This is a genomic window from Persicobacter diffluens, assembly GCF_036244895.1.
GTDB lineage: Bacteria > Bacteroidota > Bacteroidia > Cytophagales > Cyclobacteriaceae > Persicobacter > Persicobacter diffluens.
The window spans coordinates 2586565-2611113 of sequence record NZ_BQKE01000001.1 but is presented as its reverse complement, the minus strand read 5'-3'; the positions used below and the strand labels follow the sequence as shown (position 1 = coordinate 2611113).

The 24549-nt window shown below is 41.7% G+C and carries 19 protein-coding genes; 9 read left to right on the top strand and 10 right to left on the bottom strand.

What is annotated here, in order from left to right:
• Positions 1-219: 219 nt before the first annotated feature.
• Positions 220-1410 carry an ADP-forming succinate--CoA ligase subunit beta gene (gene sucC / locus AAA970_RS10470; protein WP_053405573.1) on the top strand — a complete coding sequence of 397 codons (1191 nt, stop codon included), beginning with the start codon at positions 220-222 and terminating at the stop codon, positions 1408-1410.
• A gap of 47 nt (positions 1411-1457) precedes the next feature.
• On the opposite strand, the gene AAA970_RS10465 is transcribed toward sucC, so the two are convergent.
• Together AAA970_RS10465 and AAA970_RS10460 are read right to left on the bottom strand one after the other, a co-directional pair.
• On the bottom strand, positions 1458-2057 hold the full coding sequence (locus AAA970_RS10465) for a hypothetical protein (RefSeq protein WP_338237090.1): 600 nt from the start codon (positions 2055-2057) through the stop codon (positions 1458-1460).
• Positions 2058-2301: 244 nt separating this feature from the next.
• Complete coding sequence (locus AAA970_RS10460; RefSeq protein WP_338237088.1) at positions 2302-2793, bottom strand: SixA phosphatase family protein; 492 nt, start codon at positions 2791-2793, stop codon at positions 2302-2304.
• A gap of 795 nt (positions 2794-3588) precedes the next feature.
• Here AAA970_RS10460 and topA point away from each other — a divergent pair.
• Complete coding sequence (gene topA / locus AAA970_RS10455) at positions 3589-6036, top strand: type I DNA topoisomerase (protein ID WP_338237087.1); 2448 nt, start codon at positions 3589-3591, stop codon at positions 6034-6036.
• A gap of 37 nt (positions 6037-6073) precedes the next feature.
• Here the strand turns inward: topA and ppk2 are convergent, their stop codons facing one another.
• Both ppk2 and AAA970_RS10445 read right to left on the bottom strand, forming a co-directional pair.
• Positions 6074-6874, bottom strand: a complete 801-nt coding sequence (gene ppk2 / locus AAA970_RS10450) for a polyphosphate kinase 2 (RefSeq protein WP_053405569.1) — start codon at positions 6872-6874, stop codon at positions 6074-6076.
• Positions 6875-7220: 346 nt separating this feature from the next.
• Positions 7221-8432 carry a uracil-xanthine permease family protein gene (locus AAA970_RS10445; protein WP_338237086.1) on the bottom strand — a complete coding sequence of 404 codons (1212 nt, stop codon included), beginning with the start codon at positions 8430-8432 and terminating at the stop codon, positions 7221-7223.
• Positions 8433-8647: 215 nt separating this feature from the next.
• On the opposite strand from AAA970_RS10445, the gene AAA970_RS10440 reads away from it, so the two are divergent.
• Complete coding sequence (locus AAA970_RS10440) at positions 8648-9283, top strand: HAD family hydrolase (RefSeq protein ID WP_338237085.1); 636 nt, start codon at positions 8648-8650, stop codon at positions 9281-9283.
• Between the two features lie 9 nt (positions 9284-9292).
• Complete coding sequence (locus AAA970_RS10435; protein ID WP_338237084.1) at positions 9293-10426, top strand: site-2 protease family protein; 1134 nt, start codon at positions 9293-9295, stop codon at positions 10424-10426.
• Positions 10427-10608: 182 nt separating this feature from the next.
• On the opposite strand, the gene AAA970_RS10430 is transcribed toward AAA970_RS10435, so the two are convergent.
• Entirely contained in the window at positions 10609-10974 is a 366-nt protein-coding gene (locus tag AAA970_RS10430; protein WP_060686845.1) for a CoA-binding protein, read from the bottom strand.
• A 164-nt stretch (positions 10975-11138) separates the two neighbouring features.
• Here AAA970_RS10430 and AAA970_RS10425 point away from each other — a divergent pair, with 164 nt between their 5' ends.
• The 3 genes from AAA970_RS10425 to AAA970_RS10415 all read left to right on the top strand — a co-directional run bounded on the left by AAA970_RS10425 (position 11139) and on the right by AAA970_RS10415 (position 14136).
• Positions 11139-12956, top strand: coding sequence for a toxin-antitoxin system YwqK family antitoxin (locus AAA970_RS10425; RefSeq protein WP_338237083.1), 1818 nt, complete (start codon positions 11139-11141; stop codon positions 12954-12956).
• A 65-nt stretch (positions 12957-13021) separates the two neighbouring features.
• Complete coding sequence (locus AAA970_RS10420; protein ID WP_338237082.1) at positions 13022-13318, top strand: hypothetical protein; 297 nt, start codon at positions 13022-13024, stop codon at positions 13316-13318.
• A gap of 80 nt (positions 13319-13398) precedes the next feature.
• Positions 13399-14136: a peptidase associated/transthyretin-like domain-containing protein gene (locus AAA970_RS10415; RefSeq protein WP_338237081.1), complete on the top strand. Its 738-nt coding sequence runs from the start codon at positions 13399-13401 to the stop codon at positions 14134-14136.
• A gap of 10 nt (positions 14137-14146) precedes the next feature.
• On the opposite strand, the gene AAA970_RS10410 is transcribed toward AAA970_RS10415, so the two are convergent.
• From AAA970_RS10410 to AAA970_RS10390, 5 genes are all read right to left on the bottom strand, one after another.
• Entirely contained in the window at positions 14147-14959 is an 813-nt protein-coding gene (locus AAA970_RS10410; RefSeq protein ID WP_338237080.1) for an amidohydrolase, read from the bottom strand.
• A gap of 149 nt (positions 14960-15108) precedes the next feature.
• Complete coding sequence (def, locus tag AAA970_RS10405) at positions 15109-15663, bottom strand: peptide deformylase (protein WP_338237078.1); 555 nt, start codon at positions 15661-15663, stop codon at positions 15109-15111.
• 93 nt (positions 15664-15756) lie between these two features.
• Positions 15757-16587: a CvfB family protein gene (locus tag AAA970_RS10400; RefSeq protein WP_338237077.1), complete on the bottom strand. Its 831-nt coding sequence runs from the start codon at positions 16585-16587 to the stop codon at positions 15757-15759.
• A 507-nt stretch (positions 16588-17094) separates the two neighbouring features.
• Positions 17095-17964: a hypothetical protein gene (locus tag AAA970_RS10395; protein WP_338237075.1), complete on the bottom strand. Its 870-nt coding sequence runs from the start codon at positions 17962-17964 to the stop codon at positions 17095-17097.
• 128 nt (positions 17965-18092) lie between these two features.
• Complete coding sequence (locus AAA970_RS10390; RefSeq protein ID WP_338237074.1) at positions 18093-22769, bottom strand: translocation/assembly module TamB domain-containing protein; 4677 nt, start codon at positions 22767-22769, stop codon at positions 18093-18095.
• A 194-nt stretch (positions 22770-22963) separates the two neighbouring features.
• Here AAA970_RS10390 and tsaD point away from each other — a divergent pair, with 194 nt between their 5' ends.
• Positions 22964-23986, top strand: coding sequence for a tRNA (adenosine(37)-N6)-threonylcarbamoyltransferase complex transferase subunit TsaD (tsaD, locus tag AAA970_RS10385; protein WP_253275670.1), 1023 nt, complete (start codon positions 22964-22966; stop codon positions 23984-23986).
• Positions 23987-24017: 31 nt separating this feature from the next.
• Positions 24018-24494, top strand: coding sequence for an SsrA-binding protein SmpB (gene smpB / locus AAA970_RS10380; RefSeq protein ID WP_053405556.1), 477 nt, complete (start codon positions 24018-24020; stop codon positions 24492-24494).
• Positions 24495-24549 lie beyond the last annotated feature (55 nt).

Sequence of the window (24549 nt, the reverse complement as noted above, 5' to 3'; positions counted from 1 at the left end):
CCTTCACTGAATTTTGGAAAGGGAAATCAAAAATTAGATTTTTGCGGTCTGTTAAACATAGCATAGTCCAGATTGTCCTCTCTACATTTACCGCAACAATTCACAAACATAGTAAAATTTTAATCAAGCAGCCTGTTTTGTTAGGGTGCAATTCCTTGGTAATTTTCTCCAAAAAAATTACTTTCGGTAAAAGAGACAATCAATAACCTGAACATTAAGATGAACATTCACGAATATCAAGCAAAAGAATTGCTAAAATCCTATGGTGTTAAAATTCCGGCTCAAATTGTGGCCGAAACACCTGAGAAAGCTGTTGAAGCCGCTCAACAGTTAGCCGAACTTACCAATACCGGAGTATATGTGATTAAAGCGCAAATTCATGCCGGAGGCCGCGGAAAAGGTGGCGGCGTGAAAATTGCCAAAAATATGGAAGAAGTGTATCAGTTGTCCGATAATATAATCGGTATGCAGCTGGTGACACCACAAACGGGGCCTGAAGGGAAAAAAGTCAATAAGGTGATCGTTTGTGAGGATTCTTACTATCCGGGCGAGGGAGAGCTGAGTGAGATTTATCTTTCGGTTTTACTAGATCGTGCCAAAGGTTGTGATGTGATCATGGCTTCCACCGAAGGGGGAATGGATATCGAGGAAGTGGCAGAGGCTACACCGGAGAAAATTATCAAGGAATGGGTAGACCCGAAGGTTGGTCTTCAGCCTTTCCAATCCAGAAAAATTGCCTTTGAGTTGGGATTATCCGGAAAGGCTTTTAAAAATATGGTGAAATTCATCAATCAGATTTATGCAGCTTACCGTGGTATTGATGCCTCTCAGGTAGAGATCAATCCCGTTTTGAAAGCCTCAGATGATGAGATTATCGCTGTGGATGCTAAGATTAACCTGGATGATAATGCGCTTTACCGTCACAAGGATTTTCCTGCCTTAAGAGATGAGACCGAAGAAGATCCATTGGAAGTGGAGGCTTCAAAATCCGGCTTGAACTATGTGAAGCTTGATGGAAACGTGGGTTGTATGGTGAATGGTGCTGGTTTGGCAATGGCGACTATGGATATGATTAAATTATCCGGTGGTGAGCCCGCCAACTTCCTGGACGTAGGAGGTGGAGCAAATGCGCAAACGGTAGAGGCCGGCTTCAGAATTATTCTTCAGGACCCTAATGTAAAGGCGATTTTGATTAATATTTTTGGAGGTATTGTTCGTTGTGACCGTGTGGCTTCCGGTGTGGTGGAAGCGTACAAGAATATTGGAGAAATCAATGTGCCAATTATCGTGAGATTACAGGGAACCAATGCCGAGGAAGGTGCTAAAATAATTGAAGAGTCCGGTCTATCGGTAACTTCAGCCATTATTTTGAAAGATGCGGCAGAGCGTGTAAAGGAAGCTTTGGCCTAAGCCGAAAATAAATAAGAAAAAAAAGGCGTCCCTTGAGACGCCTTTTTTTATTCCCAGATCAATTGCCTTCTTGTGCTACCAATCATAATGGTAAACAATAAGGCCATACCGAATATGGTACAGGAGCAAAGTAAGATTTGGTCTTTTGTTCCCAATATAAATTGCTGAATGTCTTCACTTCCAAAAATGGGATTAAACCACTGCATGGTCGGGATTTCTGCTGCCTGAAAAGCCAGTAAAGTGAGGAATGCGATGAAATAAGCACTTACCCATTTGGTAAAAGCTTCCCAACCCACAAAAAAGGCAATTTGACAAACGGATAAAATTCCCCACAGAATCACCAGTCCTGAGTTCAGAAGGTCCCCTTGTGTCAGGGTGACGAATATGGGGTTGATGATAAATCCAAAGCTTTGAAGTTTGATCGCTGTCTCAGTTGATTTGCCTTTTAAGACCATGATCAGACTCCAAACATTCAATATCTGAAAGATGCTGAGGTAAAGAAATACCCGGTATAGCCCAAAGTAGGCATGAATTAAAAAGAAAACTACTGTGAGTCCAACAACTGCATATAAATAAAGGGCAGCGGCATATGCCTTCGGATCGGACTTTAATTTATCAAGTCCCAAAAAATTGCTTAAAGTGCTCATAAAATTGTTTGTAAAAAGTATTGCACTTCAAGGATAATATGAATTTTTTAATTATAAAAGGGATTAAAATTACCTAAAAAGCATATTGTTCATGTTTTAAATAATAATAGTTATATTTTACGCAAATTGAATCTCCGTAATTTTGGAGAGGAATAAGGGTCAAGAGGGCGATTTTGCGTAAATAAGCATTCGAATGATTGAAAAAAATATTAATAAAAGTCAATTTTATAATTTTTGTAAATTTTTAAAAAATTTCTTCCTGAATGACCGCTTTTAATGTCCCCAGGCCCTGACTGACCTCTTCCCAGCTTTCAATCTCAAAATCTATTTTAATAAGCCCGGCTGGTTGCAGATAGCCAATGGTTTGGTCGGTGAGCATTTCCGCCAGGTAAGGGATTCCGGGATGGTGAGCCACAATGGCTAAGTGATTGACCGTTGCATCGACCTGGTTAATAGCGCGCATTAACGTTCTTACTGTGCCATTGTACAGGTCCTCAATGTAGGAAAGTTTTTCGGTAGGTAAGGAAAGCTGTTCACTGATGAGCTTGGCCGTCATTTCAGTTCTTCGGGCGGGAGAAATGAGCATTAAATCAATATTCCAGTTTTGAAGTTTAAACTGTTCGGCGGTTTTAACGGCGGAAAATACGCCGTGCTGGGTTAATAATCTCTCGAAGTCGGGTTCATGGTATCCACCTTCCACTGCTTCTGCGTGCCTGATAAGGAATAAAGTCTTCATTTTTTTGAGATCAATTTTTTTAGATTTTAATAATAGGGATTGAGTGGTTAACCTGAATTACTCACCGCTAAATTTAGCGAATTGATTTAAGTGATTCACTTTCAGTTTAATAATTGTGTTTATTGATTTATTAATAGCCCGAATTTGGACATGCTTGCTTTCTCCACATTCATCAGCTTCGTGGGGAAAATGAAAAGGGAACTATTCCTTCATTTTTTTCGCCTTGCAGCTAAACGAGCATTTAAGCAAGAATAATCCGGGTGACGCGCGAATAATACCCGAAATTGGATACGAAAATTTGCAGGATAGCTACAGCGATAGGGGATAATTCTATAGGATAGCACCGTTAATTTTCCGGAATTATCAAATTTCGATATAGCGTTCAGGCCTCAATAAAGGCTTTTGTCCAGCAAAAGTAAGTTAAATGTGGGCTAAATAAACAGTCCGTCTAAATGAGGAAGCCAAAAAATGTAATTTTTTGTTTTTTAGAAGATAGACCTATTTTGTAAAAAGGTTTTTAAAAGGATGAAAACCACTTTTTTTCGATCATTTTACTATGGAGCAAAACTTCAAATTTAGGGATTTTGGTGATGAATTAGGATTTCTGATAAAAGTCCGAAATTAATTTTCTTTTTCAAAAATTTGAATTTCCCCATCAATTAAGGCTATGTTTGTAAATATGCACAACCAGATTAGGGCGTTTTGAGTTGAATTAAATCGATAAATAGTGCATATTCTATTTTTGTTTATGATGCCGCTTGATTCAGGCATTTTAATATAACCCGTGCAGCAACGATGCAAAAGAACTTGGTGATAGTGGAGTCCCCGGCAAAGGCCAAAACCATAGAAGGCTATTTGGGCGAGGATTTTAAGGTGGTTTCCAGTTTTGGCCATGTCAGAGACTTGCCTAAAGGAAATGGTGCCATTGATATTGATAATGGATTCAAACCTACCTACGAAGTAAGCCCAGATAAAAAGGAAGTTATCCGGGACTTGAAAAAACTGGCTAAGGATGCGGAGCTTATTTACCTCGCATCCGATGATGACCGCGAGGGAGAGGCGATTTCCTGGCATTTAAAGGAGACTTTAAAGCTGGAAGATGCTCGAACGAAGCGGATCGTTTTTCATGAGATCACCAAGAATGCCATTGTAAAAGCCATTAACAATCCAAGAACCATTGATGAGAATTTGGTCAATGCGCAGCAGGCCAGAAGGGTATTGGATCGATTGGTGGGTTTTGAGCTGTCACCGGTACTTTGGAAAAAAATCAAGACGGGTCTTTCTGCCGGACGAGTACAGTCAGTGGCGGTTCGCCTGGTCGTGGAGCGTGAGCGCGAGATTGACGCCCATCAGGTCAGTTCTTTCTTTAAGGTGAAAGCCGTTTTCGATTTACCAGGAGGAAAAGAAGTAAAGGCGGAATTACCGGGTAGGTTTAATACCGAGGACGAAGCGCACGCTTTTCTAAATGATTGTAAGGGTGCTGAATTTAAGATTAATAATCTGGAGAAAAAGCCTAGTAAAAAATCTCCGGCCCCTCCATTCACTACTTCCACTTTACAGCAGGAAGCCTCGCGTAAATTGGGCTTTTCGGTTGCCAAAACGATGTCTGTAGCACAGCGCTTGTATGAAGCCGGTAAGATTACCTATATGCGTACCGACTCCCTAAACCTTTCGGATGATGCTTTAGCGGCAGCAGCGAAAGAAGTGGTGTCGGCTTATGGAGAGGAATATTCCAATACCAGAAAATATACTACGAAGAATTCTTCTGCCCAGGAGGCTCACGAAGCAATTCGCCCAACGAATTTTGCGCTGCATAAATTATCAGCAGGTGAGCGCGATGAGCAGCGGCTATATGAATTGATCTGGAAGCGTGCTATTGCCTCTCAGATGTCTCAGGCGGAAATTGAGAAAACTACCGCTAAAATCGGGATTTCCAGCCGTCCGGAAGAGTTGAATGCGACCGGTCAGGTGGTGACTTTTGAAGGTTTCCTTAAGGTCTATATTGAGTCTACCGATGACGAGGAGAACAATGAAGAGTCCAAGGATATGTTGCCTCCATTGACGATTGGCCAGGTGTTGCGCCTGAATGAGATGGTGGCGCGTCAGGGCTTCACACGTCCTCCTGCAAGATTTACGGAAGCCTCTTTGGTAAAGGAACTGGAAGAAAAAGGCATTGGTCGTCCTTCCACTTATGCGCCTACTATTTCCACGGTGCAGCGTCGAAATTATGTGGTGAAAGAACCAAGAGACGGGGTGGAGCGTCCTTATCGCGAATTGACATTGGATGCAGCATTTGAATTTAAGGCTTTTGATAAGGTTGAAATTACAGGTGCTGAAAAGAATAAATTATACCCCACTGATATCGGGATGGTGGTGAATGACTTCTTAGTGGAGTATTTTCCATCAGTAGTTGATTTCTCCTTCACGGCAAAAGTGGAGAAAGAATTTGATGAAATCGCTCAGGGCCAGCAAAATTGGGATGAGATGATTGGCGGCTTTTATGGCGGATTTCATCAAAAGGTGGAACAAGCCGAGCAAATTGACCGTCGGGAGATCAGTTCCGCCCGTGAATTAGGAATTGACCCTAAAACCGGTAAAATGGTGATAGCTCGATTGGGTAGATTCGGACCATTAGTCCAGTTAGGGGAAACTTCAGAGGAAGAAGGAGCGGAGAAGCCTCAATTTGCCAGTCTTAGAAAGGGGCAGTATTTAGAAAAAATCACCCTGGAAGAAGCATTGGAATTATTCAAACTTCCTCGCGATGTGGGGATGTATGAGGATAAAAAAGTAGTAGCGGCCATTGGTCGTTTTGGTCCATATATTCGTCACGATGGTAAATTTGTGTCCTTAGGGAAAGAATACGATCCCCTTTCGGTAGAATTGGATACTGCCATTGAGCTGATTGAAGCCAAGCGAAAGGCGGACCGGGAGAAATTTATCAAAGCTTTTGATGAGGATACTGAAGTACAGGTGCTGAATGGTCGTTGGGGTCCTTACATCAAGTTTGGTAAAAAGAATGTTAAGATTCCGAAGGAATTTAAAGAGAAACCACTTGAAATTACCTGGGAACAGGCCTTAGAGTGGGAAGCAGCTACCCCTGAAAAAGGTAAAAAAGCTGCGGCTAAAACCACTACCGCCAAGAAGACTACGGCCAAAAAAGCACCGGCCAAGAAGACTGCTGCAAAAAAGACAACCACAAAGAAAACCACTACCGCCAAAAAGACGACGACAAAGAAAGTATAAATTAAAAATCCCCGCGGATCACAGCGGGGATTTTTTTTTATTCATATAATTCCGGTACGTAGGTTTGTTCTTCCCTGGGAGGGCGGATATAACCTTTGGATCTGTCTATTTCCGGCAGTTCAATGTTCTCATCAGGGATTTCCTCATAATCTATTTTTGAGAGCAAATGCGCAATGCAGTTTAATCTGGCGGCTTTTTTGCGATCTGCTTCTACTACATACCAGGGGGATTGTTTGGTATCGGTATAGGCAAACATCTGATCTTTAGCCTGGGAATACTCCATCCATTTTTCCCGTGATTTAATATCCATCGGACTAAATTTCCATCGCTTCATTGGCGTATTGATCCGTTCAGCGAAACGCTTTTCCTGTTCTTCATCACTTACCGAAAACCAGTATTTGATAAGAATAGTACCTGAACGAATGAGCATTCTTTCAAACAAAGGACAACTTCTAAGGAATTCCTCGTATTGTGTCTGCGTGCAGTAGCCCATCACATATTCCACGCCCGCACGGTTATACCAGCTGCGGTCAAATAGGACGATTTCGCCAGCGGCAGGTAAATGAGCGACATATCGTTGAAAATACCATTGCGATTTTTCCCTTTCTGTCGGAATTCCCAATGCCACCACTTTGCAAATGCGTGGACTCAGGTTTTCTCGAATACGTTTGATCGCACCTCCTTTCCCCGCAGCATCTCTCCCTTCAAAGATCACCACCACTCTTAATCCTTTTTCTTTTACCCATTTCTGGAGTTTGACTAATTCGATTTGTAAGCGCTCCAGTTCTTTCTCATATGTTTTTTTGTCAAGCTTGATGGTTTCTACTTTTTGAGACATAAGCGTTCATGGTTTTGTTTGATGGAATGATAATTAAACCGGATTATTCACCACCAGATTTAGGTAAGTGTGGTAAGTGACTCTGATTTAGTATGTTGAAATTGGTTGTTCCGATTTTCAATTAGCCCAAATTTGGCTAGGCCTGCTTTCTCCACATTCTTCCATATCGTTGGAAAAAATGCGAAATAGGAAACAATTCCGTCATTTTTCCCGCCGAGCAGCTAAACGAGGATTTTAGCATGAATAATCTTATTTAAGATAAAAGGCTTCCGCTTAACTAACAAGTTTCCAATAAAAAAGGGCAAGCCCCTAAAGACTTGCCCTTTATCAAAGATTTCTAAATCTGCTATTTATCATTCATTTCCTCACTGTGAGGAAGTGGTTGAGAGTGATCCGGTAATACCAGATTAAGGAAAACCCCCACTAAAGAGGCCAGCCCAATACCGGATAGGGAAAAATCCCCGAACTCTAGCACCGCTCCACCAATCCCAATGGTGAGTATGACGGAAACAATGACCTGATTTCTGGTTTTTTTGAAATCAGTATGAGATTCCGTAAGCGTATTGATCCCCACTGAGGCAATGGTTCCAAACAGTAACAACATAATTCCACCCAAGACAGGGGCGGGGATGGACTTCAGGAATCCACTGATTTTTCCGATTAATGAAAAAACAATGGCAGTGATGGCTGAAATTCTCAAAATGACAGGATTGGTAACCTTTGTTAAGGAGATCGCTCCGGTAACTTCTGAATAAGTGGTGTTAGGCGGGCCACCAAGGAATCCGGCTAATGCGGTGGCTACCCCATCACCTAAGAGGGTTTTATGCAAGCCGGGGTCTTTTACAAAGTTCTTTTTTGCTACCGCTCCCACGGCATACATATCTCCGATATGTTCAATCATGGGCGCAAAAGCAACCGGTAGCATGAACAATACGGCATTCCAATTAAATTCAGGACTTGTGAATTTTGGTAGTGCAAACCATTTTGCTTCTGAAATAGGAGTGAAGTCAACAATTCCCAAAGCCAGGGATAGCAAATAACCGGTGACTAAGCCGGTAAAGATGGGAATAAGTTTGAAAAACCCTTTTCCGTAGACAGTAGTAAGCAAAGTGACCATTAACACTACAGAAGCGACCAGCCAATTTTGTTTAGCCATATCTACCCCGACCGAAGCGAGGGATAAACCAATGACCATAATCACAGGGCCTACCACCACAGAAGGGAAAAGTTTTTCAATGAGTTTCAGGCCTCGGAAACGGATAATGGTAGAGACAATGGTATAAAGAATACCTACGGCAATTAAGCCTGAAAGAGTAGCAGGTAGTCCGTACAGCTTGGTACTTGCGGTAATGGGAGCAATAAATGCAAAGCTGCTGCCCAAAAATACCGGGACTTTCTTCTGAGTAATCAGGTGGAAAAGCAGGGTTCCGGTACCGGCAGTAAATAACGCCACAGCGGGATCAATTCCCACTAACAGGGGTACCAAAACGGTTGCTCCAAAAGCAACAAAAAGAAATTGCACCCCAAGTACAATTTGTTGACCGTTTATTTGATTCATTGGTAAAGGATTGATTAAAATTTCACAAAGATAGTATTAGTAGCTGAGCTAATGGATGAGAAAAGTTAGCCTTTGCGTTTTTCTGTAAATATTGACAATTGATGGTTAGTTATTTATAATCTTATCTCCCCTAACATTTGCGAATTTTATTTTTTTTGGCCTTTCTTGTGTTTTCTTAATAGGCTTTTTTTATTGCGGAAAATTATTTTGACCCAATGAATACCATTCGAACAATTATTTTTGATCTGGGGGCAGTGTTGCTAAATATTGATTTAAAAAAAGCAGTGGCCGCCTTTAGTGAATTATCCGGAAAAAGTGAGGAGGAGTTGTCCTCCCGTATTTATGAAACTACTTTATTCAATCAGCATGAGATTGGCGCTATTGATAATGATACCTTTTTGGCAAAACTTGGAGAGGAGTTAGGGGTAGTCGGTCAGTCACAGGCCTTAGCAGCGGCCTGGGATAAGGTTTTGCTGGATTTTCCGCAGGAACGCATTGAAATGCTGAAAAAATTAAAGCCAAACCACCGGTTGCTACTGCTTAGTAATACCAATGAACTTCATGTGCTTAGTTTTAATCAGCAGTTGGCCCGGGAGAATGGAGTGCCTGGTGGTTTGCCTGAATTGCTGGATGGGGTTTATTATTCCTCTCGTATGGGCTTTAGAAAACCAGATCCGGCCATATTTAAATCAGTCATACAAGCCGAGGGGCTTAAGCCAGAGGAAACTTTATTTATTGATGATAATCCAGCCAACTGTACAACCGCCAGGTCATTGGGCTTTCAGGTCGAGCAGATGAATCCCAACAGTGGGGATTTTTCGTTTTTTAAAGAATACAACATTACTTATTGATCGTCTGTCATGCAGAAAAAAATTCTAATTCATCTCGGCCTGTTTATTCTTACATTAATTACCACCACTTTAGCCGGAGCAGAATGGATGTTTGGCAAAAGTTGGTTTTTTGGGGAGGAGGTTTTGAGTAAAAAGGAATTTTTTCAGGGCTTTTGGTATTCCATTCCTTTTCTGGGAATTTTAACTGCTCATGAATTTGGGCATTATTTTGTTGCGCGTAAATTGAAGGTGAATACCAGTTTGCCTTATTACATTCCACAATGGTTTTTTTCTTTCACGATGAGTTTAGGCACCTTTGGTGCATTGATACAGATTAAAGATAAAATCAACTCCCGGAAAAAGTATTTTGATATCGGGCTTGCAGGGCCTCTGGCTGGTTTTATCGTTTGCCTTTTTGTATTGACTTATGGGTATACGCATCTTCCGGACCCCACATTTATTTACCAGATTCATCCGGAATACGAGCAATATGGATTAGATTATCCTCAACATGTTTATGCCTATGACCCTGCCGATGAAAATGCCAATCCCCCTATTCGGGTAGGGGGCAATTTACTGATGATGTTGATGGAAAAGGTATTGGTCGCTGATCCCACTAAAATTCCGGATCCACATGAAATGATTCATTATCCCTTATTGTTTGCGGGTTACCTGGCGCTTTTTTTTACGGCGCTCAATCTTTTACCGATTGGGCAACTGGATGGAGGGCATATTTTATATGGTTTAATAGGGGATAAGGCGCATTGTATTGTTTCCAAATATTTGTTTATGGGCTTATTGTTTCTGGGAGGAATCGGGCTGATTAATCCGGGAGATTCCACCCAGGAAATTATTATTTACAGTCCGCTATACCTTTATTTTCTGTACTTGTGTTTTTATAAAATGACGAATGACCGGCAGGAGCGACTGTTTTATGCGGTAATTATTTTCGCAATGCAGTATTTTGCCAAATGGCTATTTCCCTCTTTTGAGGGTTTCACAGTTTGGCTGGTATTCATGTTTGTTTTAGGACGATTTCTGGGCGTCTATCATCCGCCTACCACCGATACGGCGCCGCTGGGAAAAAAACGGATAATTTTGGGTTGGTTAGCGATGGTTATTTTTATTATCAGCTTTGTGCCGCAGGTGTTGGTGTTTGGCTAAGGTCAAGAGCGGGAATTCGGGATTAAGATCATGTTTAAAAGCACACCATCCGGCTGCAAATTCGAATTATTGGAAGTGATTTTGGCTAATTTCTCCATAATAGCGATGCTACTCCCTCAAAATAATCCTATATCGCTTATGCAATACTTTAAATTCTCGCTTTTTAAACATGCTCCATGCCCTTAGTATTGATTGGTTTGTAATAATACGAGCGTACAAGCTTCCAGCGCCATTATTCCATTTTCTTCCAGCTTTTGCATAAAGGCATAATTTTCGGTGCCCGGGTTAAAAATGACACGCTCCGGTTTCAGGGAAAGCATAAAATCAATATAACCTTCCTGATTCTTCGGATTGAGATAAAGGGTAATGGTGTGAATGTTTTCCAGTAGGGGAGGTTGTTGTAAGGGTAAAATGGCAATCCCACTAATTTCTCCTTTTCTAATCCCAAGAGGAAAGGTCTCTATTCCTCTTTCTCGCAACATACTGGTGGCCAGATAGCTATATCTGCCTGGGTTTGGTGATGCGCCTATTACCACAGTTTTTTTCATAACTTTATACTATTTTTATGTAAAAAATGTATTTGTTATAGATTACCTTTCGAATATTACAGTATTTCCTGAAATTACTTTTATTTTTTTTATTTTAAGACGGTGCTATAATTTTTGCTGCTTTGATGTCTGAATTCCGACATATCTTTTACTTTCTCTGGGGCATGGCCATAATGCTAATCATGCCCGCTACGCTCTGTGCCCAAAAAGTCATTACTACTTATTATGATGAGGCCGAATCAAAGGTGATGGAGCGGTACGAACTCAAAAAAGGGAATGAAAATATTATTGAGGGAAACTACCAGTTTTTTTATAAAAATGGCATGCCAGCGGCCGAGGGGAAGTATTTCAATAATGAACCAGTAGGTTTTTGGAAGTACTATTATGAGAATGGGCAAATTAAAATGCAAGGGGAGATAATTAACCGGGTTAATGCCGGTTTGTGGCAGTATTTTTACCCTTCCGGCAAACCCAAAATGCAGGGCGAACTAAAAGGAGACGAACGAGAGGGCGAGTGGCTTTTTTTTCATGAGAGTGGTGAATTAAAGGCAAGCGGCATTTTTTTGAAAAATAAACGACAGGGACAGTGGAAATTTTTTTATGAGAATGGCAAAAAGAAATCCGAAATAGACTTTAGCCGTGCTTATGGTAGTTTCAGGGACTTTTATGAAAATGGGAGTCTGAAAGGAGAAGGGCAGCATTTTCAGGGGAAAAGAACTGGCTTTTGGACATTATATCATCAAAATGGGAAGGTGGCCGAGCAGGGAAAATATGATGGGGATTTAAAGGAAGGACTCTGGCAGCAGTATGATTCAAATGGCTTTTTGGCGGCAGAGGGAGATTATGAAAATGGGGAAAAGAGTGGGGGATGGAAAGAATATTTCGATAATGGCATTGTCAGAAGTAATGGTGCCTTTATCCATGGGGAAAGGGAGGGGAGCTGGTCCTTTCGACAACCCGATGGTGCTTTTTATGGAACCGCCATTTATAGTGGAGGTCATGGTCAGTTTGTGGGAAAAAACAAGAAGGGAAACATCACAGCCAAAGGGCAGTTGGTCGGAGGTCAGTTTGAAGGGATATGGGAATATTATGATGAAGAAGGCAAGGTGAAAGCCTCCTGTCATTATAAAAACGGGGAAGGCCGGTATAACGAATATTATCAAAATGGCGCCCTGAGATTGAGTGGGATGCTGGTAAATGGTTTAAAAACCGGCGTTTGGGTACTTTATGATCAGGATGCAGCGGTGGCGGGCTATTATCATCCCAAAGGAGAGGAAGGAGAATTGATTGCCGTTACCCTCGATAAGGTGGAGGATTCCATGGAGGAGCCGCCTATGCCCCGCGTGGGCCTAAAGCCGGATTATCGGTATAAGAAAAAAGGTTCCCGGTATTTTCTACCCCGATTGAACGAGTTTAGGGGATTTATTCTTTCGGCAAGTCCTATAAACACGCTGGTTGGAGAGTTACCGATTAGTTTAGAGTATTATATTCAGGAACGAATGGGGATTCAGGTCACCGTAAGCCTGGAGCGAGATCCATTTTACGGGCAGCATGAGGAAAAAGAAGGGGAAGTGAATGGACTGGGTTATGCCATTGGTATTCGCCAAAAGTTTTATCAGCCCAGGAAAAAGTACGGGATGCTATATTTCGCTCATGAGATTAAATACCATGAAATCACACATACCACTAATGGGCGAATTCCTTCCGGGCAGACTTTAGAGCTTCAGGTGCTGGAGCAACGGCTTCAATATAGCTTGTTGGTAGGAGACCGGATTATCTTTGAACCAAACGGTCCGGCAAATAAGTATCGTTCAGGCGTGCGTTTTTCACTGGATTGGTACATGGGTGTTGGGGTAGGGCCACGATTCATTTCTCGCAATTATGACGAATCAGCGGACTTTGAGCAGTATTTTAGTGATATAACTGATCAATATTTCCCCATAACCTTTCGCTTCGGGGTGGATCTGGGTTTTGTGTTTTAGAATACATGTGCCTAGTTTTGAGTTATGCTTGAGTTAAAGCATTGTAAATCAAAGAAACTTTCCATATGAAGAAGTTTTTAATCGCCGGGGTCATATTACTGGTTATTGTATTGGTAACACCTTCTTTTATCATTGAGAATGATCAAGCCCCGGTGGATCCGCATTTAGTATTAGGACAAGCCATTCACTTTCGGGGATGTGTTCCAGAAAAGACTTACTTAATTGTAGGGTATCGAGAGACTTATGAAGGTCCGGTTGAAAAAAAGTGGATGGATCAGGAGTATTTGGCTTTTGTATACATTACTGACCTGGGAGAATATAAGATGGGTACTATTCATCGTAATTCAGTAATTAAAGAATAAAGAAATCAATTAAGACCAATAGGAAAGATTGATATATCAAAACGTTCATCAGCTTGTTACATACTTGGAGGAAACAGAGTATGAAACGAGCTTTTTTTATTTTTAGCCTAATTTGTTGGACTGTGGTATGCCAGGGGCAAATTCCCATTCAGGATCCGGTCTTAGTGAAGGGGGTGATTTTAGATGCAGAAAGCCTGGAGCCATTAAGTGCTACCAATATTACGGTGCATTCGGCCCATGGCCGAGCCACCTTGGGTTATTATACCGGGGAAGTAGGTAGATTTTCTTTTTTTGCTTTTCCCTTAGATACCATTCGATTCAGTAATGTTGGTTTTAAGCCAAGAGCAGTGGTGATTCCTTTGGAGGTTCCCAATGACCAATATACGCTGATTGAAATCATGGAGCATGACACCATCATTCTCCCCAGTATTTTGGTCTCTGATAAATTGATGCTGGAAGACGAAATCGATCAGATTGTAAGCCGGGTGATGACAGACACCTCCTTTGTGCCCAATGTTGAGCAGGTCGTTAATTATCAAATAGAAAAAATCTCGCTGTTTCAACCGGTTTATGGGAAGTTTCAGATTTTATGGTTGCATCACAATTATCATATTCCTAAAAACCAGTGGATCAACCCATGGGTGTGGGTTAAATTCATCAATGACGATCAGGAGGACAAGTATACCTACCTTGAGATGGATGATTTGTATTTTTCAGGAAGACCTTATCCGCATTTTGAAGACCAATGGGTAAGTCCTAGTATTCCCTATCAGTATGAAATGTTCTACGCCCGGGAAAAGGAAGAATGGGGAGAATAGCATTTACTGCTTAAGTGAGCGCCTCCAAATCGTAATGGATTTCAAACTTGTCCTGATCAAGATAAGCCGGGAATTTGGTGCGAAGATTAACGATGTCTTCGTATTTAAGCGTAGTCGTGCTTATTTTTTCCGCTGTACCCAAATCATCAATACAAAAGCCTTTAGGGTTGAAAGATTTGGATCCTCCTTCGTAGGTGATGTCATTGCCGTCTTCGCCAATTCTATTCACACCGATAATATAGGCCTGATTTTCCATTGCCCGAGCAGCTAAAAGGGTATTCCAAACGTGCATTCTGCTTTTGGGCCAAGAAGCAATGTAAAGTGCCAAATCGTAAGTAAGGTCACCATTTTCTTTGACCACATTTCTGGACCAAACCGGGAACCTCAAGTCGTAGCAGACCAATGGGCAAATGTCCCAACCTTTTAGGTTTACCACCAGGCGTTCGTCGCCGGCATGAAAAGCAAGATGCTCCCTACCCATTCGGAATAAATGGCGCTTGTCATAGTAGGAGTAAGTGCCATCTGGTTTCATCCAGATCAGGCGGTTGTAATAACTGCCGCCTTCTTTGATCATTAAGCTTCCGGCCAGCACGGTTTTAAGCTGGGCGGCCATTTGTTTCATCCAGCGAAAAGTATTGCCATTCATCACCTCCGCCATTTTTTGATTCATGGTGAAGCCTGAGTTGAACATTTCAGGTAGCAAGATGAGGTCAGTGTCCAATTCTGCCTCCCATAAGAGCTCCTCCAGCTTGGCTAAATTAGCAGCAGAGTCTTCCCAGTATAGGTCGGTTTGGATGGTGGTTACTCTTAAGTCTTGCTTCATCTGATGTAAAATGGCGATTAATTTTAGAATGAATTATGAAATAGGGAATTTTTTGTTTGATAAAAGATGATAAGACTCATGTTTAAACCCTTACTTAAAAAAAATCCCGCTATTGTTCAAAATAGCGGGATTGTTATTGAATTATTTTATTATTTGAGGAACTTCATTCTGTAATCGATCCCTATGTTTCCTTTGGAGATATTGGTCAATTTTTTCTTTAATAGGCGTTTTTTCAATGGAGATAAATGATCTGTAAAAAGAATCCCCTCTATATGATCATATTCATGCTGAATGATGCGTGCACGCCATCCATCATACTCCTCCTCATGTTCTACCCAGTTTTCATCCCGGTAGCGGATTAAAATTTTCTCCGGACGATAAACCGTTTCGCGAATGCCGGGAATACTTAAACAGCCTTCTTCCACGCCCCATTCTTCTCCGGTCTCTTCAATGATTTCCGCATTGATGAATACTTTTTTGAAACCGGCACATTTAGGATCTTCCTCTGACATCGGGTCGCCATCAATCACAAAAATGCGGAGATTTTCGTTTACTTGAGGGCCCGCCAGCCCGACGCCTGAAGCCTTATACATGGTCTCAAACATATTGTCTACCAAAGCCTGAAGGTCGATACTTCCCTCTTCAATATCTTTAGCGACCTTTTTCAATACCGGCATCCCGTAGGCCGTAATTGGTAAAATCATATCTTTTTAATCTAATTTTTTACATTTCAGGTGATACTCACCATAACAATACAAGGGTCCCTTTTTGTTAAGAAAACCGTTCTGGGGTGAAATTTAACCTTTGAGTCGAATTCCTTCTTCGTCAATTTCGATCTTGCCGGATTTATACAATCCCCCAATTACTTTCTTAAAGGTCCGCTTTGACATCTGGAAAATTTCCTTGATTTCCTCCGCATTGGATTTGTCATGGTAGGGTAAAAAACCACCTGCTTCTTCCAGTTTCTCGATAATATCATCCGTGGAGTTTACCACCGCCTGATATCCTTCTTCCTGTAGGGTGAGGTCAAGCTTTCCGTCTTCTCTTACCCCTTTGATAAAACCATTTACCGTATCTCCAGGGCGAACCATTTTGAATATCTGATTGTCAAAAAGCATGCCTTCATATTTCCCATCAACTAAAACGGTATAGCCTAGTGGGGTTTTACGATAAATCATCATTTCTACTTTTTGCCCCCTTTCGAGTTCAGCAGTTTCCCGATCAAAAAATACTTTGATCTTGGAGGAAGCGATGATGCGGTCAGATTTATGATCGTGAAGAATTCTCACGACATATTTTCTGCCCTTGACCATGGGCTCATCCATTTCACTTTTAGGAACCAATAGGTCTTTATCCAGTCCCCAGTCTAAAAAAGCGCCAAAATTAGTGGTGTCTACACACATTAGGGAGGTCATTTCCCCGACCTCAGCCTTTGGCGTTTGTGTGGTGGCGGTCAGACGATCTTTAAAGTCTCTGTAGATAAATACAGAAATTTCTTGTCCGATTTCCATATCGGATTTTACAAATTTATTTGGTAACAAAATGTCTCCTTCAGTAGAATCCAGAATGAGTCCAAATGGAATTTGTCGTAAGATCTTAAGCGTATTTGTTGCTCCGATTTTTAACATGCTGCAAAGGTAAGCATTTCCTTTGTTAGGAAGGAGGTTTGGGGAGTTTAGACGAGGATTTATTTTGTGAAAGGGTCAAAAATAGGTGGGGAAGGTTGTGCCGGTCCATCAAATTAACTCCAATAGCAATATATTTTAAATAAAATGGAATAGCCTAAATTACATATGCTTAAATCCGGCTTAGCCTGCATTATTCACGGTTATATTCGGTGAATAATTTTAGTTCGCTTATTGTCAGGGTGTTGTGTTTGGGTTGGTTGATTTTTAATAGCCCTAATTAGGGCAATTTTGCTATCTCCTCCTTCATCTGCTTCCATGGAAAGAATCCGAAATAGGCATCATTCCTTCATTTTCCTGCCTTGCAGCTAATCGAGCATTTAAGCATACATAATCCGGCTTAGCAAATGAGGAATTTGATGCGGAATTGCTTCCCGAAAGGCCATGCTACTTAGAATCTAAGCAACAAAAAAAGGGGCCATCGCCCCCTTTTGAATGCATTGTGTTTTCTTATTGGGATATTTTCACCTCTCCGTTCTCAAAGGTTACGGTGAAGGATACGAATCCCTGACTTACTGTAAAGGTATTGTCACAATCTCCGGATCCAAAGTCAATGGTTCTTGCATTTCCATTCCACTCCATTTTTTTAATGCCCGAAGAAGGAAAAACAAAGCCCTGGCTTATGCAGTCCACTTTATAAATAATGGCATTTTGCTCTTCTGTGGTATGGGTATAGGAGGTGTCATCTGAGGTGATGCCATTGATTGTTCCCCAATAAGCTTTTTCTGAACCGGTAAATTCCGAAGCGGAAATCGTAGTTCTCTCGTAAATCACGCCATTTCTTTGGGTGCTCTTTCCATTTTTGGTGATTTTAAGATTGTTGAGGGTGATTTCGTAGGTTTTTTCTTCATTCAGGGGATCTTCCGTAATATTCTTAATAGAACGGCTTCCTTCTAATGCATATCCGGCTACTGTATAGTCTTCGAAAGTCATTTCCCAAATAGCTCCTTTGGTTACCGGAAACAAAATTGGATAGCTTACACTTTTTAAGGTCAGGATGATTTTACCTGTTCGCTCAAAGCCGTTGTAGGTACATCCCTCGCCGAAATCAATGGTTAATTTTTTTTCGCCTAAATTATAAGTCGCTACATAACAGGGTTCAGTACTACTGGCTTGGGCCAGGCGGGTGGGGTCGGCCTGTTTGGCGAGTTCAATTTCGGAAACCGCCACCGCGTCATTTAAATAAAGGTCCATTTCGGTGTCCTCTACAATACCTCCATCAGATACAGCATCTGTGGCAGATGTAACTTTTTCTTTTAAATCGCATGCAGAGAATGTGCTTATGATTAAAGCAAATAGTATAAAAAACTGCTTTTTCATAGATTAAAGTGGGTTAATGTATTGGTTGAATTTGATTAAAAAAAACCTTCTAACGGTTAGAATAAATTTAAATACAAATGTAAGAATGGGATTGAAAATTAAAAAAAATAGTAGAAAAAGCTACTTTTTTATTTAAGTTCTTGCTTTTGTTTCGAATCGTCCGCCTCCTTTTGGCGAATGGTACTGGTGGGGATATCATCGTCTTCCGGGCTAAGTTCTTTAGGTTTTAGCGGGTCAATTTGAGGGTGTCTTATCCGTTTGTCTTTGTGAGCATCCTCTTTTTTGGAACGGAATGGGTTAAAAGCACCAATCATTTCCTTAAAAGAGTTAAAGGAAGCGGTGTGCAACAATGATACTCCTGTGGTGGTGGAATTGGCCTGATTAAGACCTGCATCAAGGCTGGAGAAATTGTTTCTACTGTACATTTTTACCCTGTATTTTCCGGATTCAGTCAATAGATACTCTACGGACCAGTCCCCCGCAATGGAGGCGAAATCAACCTTGGACTGTTCATTGGTAAAGCCACCATCTCTGCTTACGCGTAATCGCCCATCAAGGAAGGTGTACCCTAAGCGGAGCTGGAAGGTGTTTACGGCATCAGCATCCATTTGTCCCAGATCCACCGCGATGGATAATTTATCATCCACCTGATTGATCCAATAGCTTAATTGGTTAGATACAAACTCACTTAAACTACTTCCTACCGTATTCGAGGTGTTGAAAGAGTTAGCCGGAGCCAGGGAACCTAAAACAATAAGCGAAAAAACCTGACGTTTCATTTCCTGCTCATTGACATGAATTTGGTTTTTAAATCCAGTCACATAGGTGTCGAGGCTCAGTGCATTTCCTTCATAGGAAAAAGTACTGGGGTATTTATCGATGTCAATATCAAAATTCAGCTCCGGGCTCATCATGGGGCCTTTCAGGTTAAGCATTACCTTAGCCGGATAACGCCTTCTTATTTCGGGGCTGTCGGCATAGGCGGTATCTACAATGGCAGTTAAATTGGTGAGCTGATCATAAACCGCATCAATGTTTAATTCAGCAGAATAGGGGTCTCCATTCCAGGTGATTTTGGAATTGGGTTCAATGATGAATTCCTTATTGATAATATTGGAAAGGGTAAAATTATAGGAGCCTTCAGTAAATACCACATCTCCAAATACACTCATATCTCCCTGGGGGTTTATTAACAACTCTAAGTCTCCGTTTCCACGGCCCTGAATGATGTCCCCTGCTTGTAGGTCAAATATCAATTGGGCGAATGCATCAGGAGTCACTTTAAATTTGAAGTCATAGTTGACGCCTTCTACTTTTACTTTTTTCACTTCTTTTTCGAAAATGTCTTTCAGGAATTCGAACTCATTTTTCTTTTGAATAAATTCAATATAATCCTGAGAACCTATTTCATCGGAGGTGGAGGCCAGTGGAATATTAAAACGCGTATTTTTTCTCGTTTCCATTTCGGCCTGTATATTAAACTTTGATAAAGGCCCAAAGAAGCGCATATTTCCAGAAGCATAGGCCTTTCCATAGTAGAGATCATTGTCCTTAGAGGTGGTGTTGAGTACCATCATATTATTGAAAGCCGCCCGGATATCAAAGTTAAAATCCTGAAGGCCCTCATGTTCAATGGCACCATTAACGTTTCCATAATTCCCTTCTCCATCGGTAACGGTCAGGCTTTTTAAAACGAACCTTTCAGGCTCTATCTCCACGATCCCATTGGTCTGGTAGGTAGTCTGGAGATAGTCGATTTTTACCGAAGCCGTATCGATCGCCATAAATCCCGTCATTTCCGGATGGCTTAATTTTCCCTTTATGGAAATATCGCCGCTCAGGTTTCCCTTCAATTCTGAGGCATAAGATTTGAGGAAAGGTTCTGCTACTGCTAGCGGTACTTGCTTAATGTCTAATTTCAGGTCCAGGTTGTCCTGCTCCCGATAGGGGTAATAGGCACCATTTAAGGCAAGAATATTCTCTTTTGCCCGATCGCCCTCAAAGAAAATGTCCAGCTTGGAATTGGGCGCATCCCAGGTAGCATTACCTTTCATTTGACCAAGTGGCAAATGATTGAAGCTGAAGTTATCAACGAAAATTCTATTTTGAATCAGCGGAGTATTGTAATAATTCCGCATGGATAAATACCCATTGAGGATACCATTTACCTCCGTATCGATGAAGTTCTCCAGGTGATTTAACTCAAAGTCTTCCACCATTAGTCGAAATTCCTCCTTAGGGTTATGAGATATGGCCCCGGTCAGGGCAATGCGTTGTCGACTTGAACTTAGCGTAACTTTTTCAAAATGCAGTCGGCCATCTTTCAGGGTGATTTTGTTTTGGGGATTGAGTTTCCAATAATCTCCCAGCATGAAAAGCGAAGGTGCCTGAATATTTACTTTCGTATATTTTGTGGAGAAATCAATAGTACCCGTCAGGTCAGCATGGTTTTGTTTTGGGTCTTGCTTTACTTGGAAAAGATACTCCATATGCTTTTCAAACCAATTGATTTCCGTGACCAGATTATTGGTATTCATCAGGTTAAAGAAGCGCTGCCGGTCAGCGGTCAGGGTCACAATGGCCTGCGGATCCGGATCATTCGCAAATTTGGAGGTCTTCAGAGATAGCGCGGCCCCTGAAAGGGAGTTTCCATTCCAATGCAGGGAGTCCATATAAGTATCCAATACCAAATTGTAGGAATAGCCCATTAAGAGTTTACCGCTGATGTTACTGCCCGTAGTCATGTAAAAATCAGGGCTGAACATATTCATGATCGGATTGAAATCGAAGAAACGAATATCAAATTGCGCATAGGAGGGATTTTGAAAATCCACCGGTGCCTTTTGCTGGTAATAGGTTTTAATTTCTTCCGGATCATTTTTCAATGCAAGAAGATATTCAGAGAGCATCATGGGCACCTCCTCCACTAACTTTAAGGGGCTAAATTCTCCAATCACCCGAAATTGCCCAAAGTCAGAATATAAATCCAAAACCCGATGGCGCTTTTCAATAGTGGAGGTGAACCTCATGTGTTGGAAAGCCACCGTATCCTCACCATAATTGAGGACCAAATTTTTGGCTTGTGCGGTTCCTTCCAGCTCATCCGGATGTAGTCCCTTGAAATCAATGTTTAAGCTTCCGGAAAGAGAAGACACTTTATCGGTAACCTTCATGCTGTTCAGGTCAGCAAAGGGGACATCGGCCGTTACTTTCACATAGGGATTTCTGTGACCAAGATTTACGGCGGCATTACCTTTCATTTGAAGGCTGCTGTCGTTTACATTTAACTGGCCAATAAATATTTCCTTTGAAAACCTCCCCTTCGTTTCAATATTGTGGTAGTCATAACCGTTTACTCCAAGTTTACTGGCTTCAGCATTAAGATTAAAGTCAGCAGTGGTTACGGTAAGTCCTTGTCCTTCAATATCTCCTTCCATGCTCAGGGTCTGAATATACTCCGGGGCATCCATCACTTTGCCCAGGTGAAAATTTTCTGTAATCAGATGTCCCTTGTAGTAGGGAAGGCCTCCCTCTAAAATTTTGAAGTTAATATCGGAAATGATTGTTCCCACTGGTGCTTCAAATTTTCCATTTGCCACAAAGTCAAGTGGGAAACCGGTGAATCGCCCCTTGAATTCTAAATTGTCTAGTTCTTTTAATTCTCTTTGTGGACTATTCCCGATATAAGGGTAAAGATCTTTTACATTGATGCGGGAGTTTTTAAAGTCGGCATCAATAAAGGATTCATAAAATTCCGGAAGCCCGCTAAAGCTGATTCGTCCACGTAAAACTGAGTTTTCCCCAAAGGATAAATCCATATTCCGGATGTCGAAATTGCTGATAGGTCCCCGCCAGTGCCCCTTAAAACGGTAGGTGTCCAGGTAGCCTCTTAAAAACGGAAGGATAGCGGCCAGATCCCGGGAAGTAAGATAGGATTGCGACACCTTGGCGTCAATCCGTACTTTTTCCATGAAGTCACTATAGTCTTCCCAGCCATTATAAAAGAAATGCAGATCTCCCTGTAAACGGCTTTCGCCTAAATACAGGTTGGTTTTGTCCATTAGCAAGGCGTGCCGGCAGATCATAAAATCAGAATGAAAGTCCAAAACAGGCAGGTCGCTGGTTTGTTCATGCGCCTGCATGGTGAGTACTTTCATTGAGATGGTGTCTGAATCAATACGGAAATTTTCTACCTCGCCAAAAATTTCTTTCACCGTAAAGTTATGATTGTCAAAGCCAAAGTCAACGCTGTCAATATGCGCATTTTGCATGCGGAAAGTGGAGTTTTCCACCGTGATGCTGCCTACTTTGAAATGGACATGTGAGCTGTCATTGGGATCTTTTTTTTTCGTAATGGCCTTGATGCCATCTACCCACTGGTTAATGCCGTATCCTTTTTCTCCGTGGGCAATCAGTTGAACGTCGGCTTCTTTCAGATGCGCATGCTCAAATTGTAAATCTCCTTTCAATAATAAATTCCAAAAAGCAAAGTGGGCGTCAAGTCGGTTGACATTGATTACGGGAAGGCCCAAAGAATCTTTTACCGAAACATTATGCAATATGGCCTCATCTACCCAGGAAAACTCAATTCTGCCAATTTCCATATCAGCGTGGATTTTCTCCCCTACTTTTTCCAGGAAGTAATCCGCCAGTAATGTTTGGAAAAAAGGAAGACGCAATAGAGAACCGATTAAAATCCACGAAAAAAGCATGACCGCGGCGATCCAGAGAGATATTCTCAGGAATCGTCGGTTCCGCTTAGGAGTAGCTTCGGTTTTATTAATTTCTTGCGTTGGTTCTTCCATTTACTATTTGTGGGAACCACAAAAATAAGGTAAAAAATGAGGATTTTATGGCTATGTCGATATTTTTAAAACGGCATCTGTGCAATTATGGGTTATGAAAAAGTCAATACATTGATTACCTTTGCAAACTGCAAAATAATGCAGGTGCAAAGTGTTCTTGCCTGGCAGGAAACGCAATTAATCCAAAAGGGAAAATGGAGAAAGGAAAAATGGCGCATATTACCATTTTAGCGATAGAATCCTCATGTGATGAGACCTCCGCTTCCGTCGTTCGGGATGGAGTGGTTTTGAATAATGTAGTGGCAACCCAGAAAGTGCATGAAGAATATGGAGGCGTGGTGCCGGAATTAGCCTCCCGTGCGCATCAGCAAAATATTATTCCGGTAGTAGAACAGGCGCTGAAAGAAGCAAAGGTGGAAAAAAAGGAGCTTTCGGCCATAGCTTTTACTCGCGGGCCCGGACTTTTGGGTGCTTTGTTAGTCGGTACCGCTTATGCGAAATCCATGGCTTTAGCGCTGAATATTCCGTTGATCGAAGTCAACCATATGCAGGCACATATTCTGGCGCATTATATTGATGACCCGAAGCCACCTTTTCCATTTTTATGCCTGACGGTGAGTGGCGGCCACACCCAGTTGGTGGTCGTGAAAAGTCATTTGGAAATGGAAGTGGTCGGAAAGACATTGGACGACGCTGTTGGCGAGGCTTTTGATAAATCGGCCAAGCTGTTGGGGCTTCCTTATCCTGGAGGGCCATTGATTGACCGGTATGCACAGGAGGGAGATCCGCATCGATTCGAATTTCCCTTATCTGAAATGGAAGGTTATAATTATTCTTTCAGTGGAATTAAGACTGCCATCCTTTATTTCTTGCAAAAGGAAAAAAGAAAGGATGCTGATTTTGTAGCCCACAATTTAAAGGACATTTGTGCCAGCATTCAGTATACTTTTATTAAAATGCTGATGCAAAAATTGAAGCGTGCCAGTCGTGAATTGAAAATCAGACATATCGCCATTGCCGGAGGAGTTTCTGCCAATAAAGGGCTTCGAGAAACCCTGGCCGCAGAAGCGGAAAAGCAAAAATGGACGGTTTATTTTCCGGATTTTCAATATTGTACGGATAATGCCGGCATGATTGCCATCGCGGCACATTATAAATATCTGGCAAAAGATTTTTGTGAGCAAACGGTGGCGCCGGATCCACGTTTGGCTATTTAACAGGGGATTTTCCCCCAATCCATGATTTTTTATGGCAAAGCAAAAAAATAAGAAAGAACGTTTTAGTAATAATATCAATATCCGCAATAAGAAAGCTTCCTTCGAATACGAGTTCATTGAGAAGCTCACGGCAGGTATTGTATTAAAAGGATCGGAGATCAAATCCATCCGCGAGGGAAAGGTGACCCTAGGAGATGCCTTTTGTGTGTTTCATCGGGAAGAGCTGTGGGTGCGACATATGCATATCGCTCCTTATTCCCATGGAAATATTGAAAACCATCAGGATACCAGAGAGCGAAAATTATTGCTGAATAAGAGTGAGCTACGCAAGCTGGAGCAAAAGATGGAAGAAAAGGGGCTGACCATCGTTCCGATTCGACTATTCCTTACCGGTAAAGGACTGGCCAAAGTAGAAATTGCCCTGGCCAGAGGAAAGAAGCTATTTGACAAGCGGGCGACCATTAAGGACAAGGATGTGAAGCGCGATTTGCAAAGAATGAAATATTGAATTTTAAGGGGTGATTTATCACCCTTTTTTTATCTTCAGTAAACAGATAAAACAG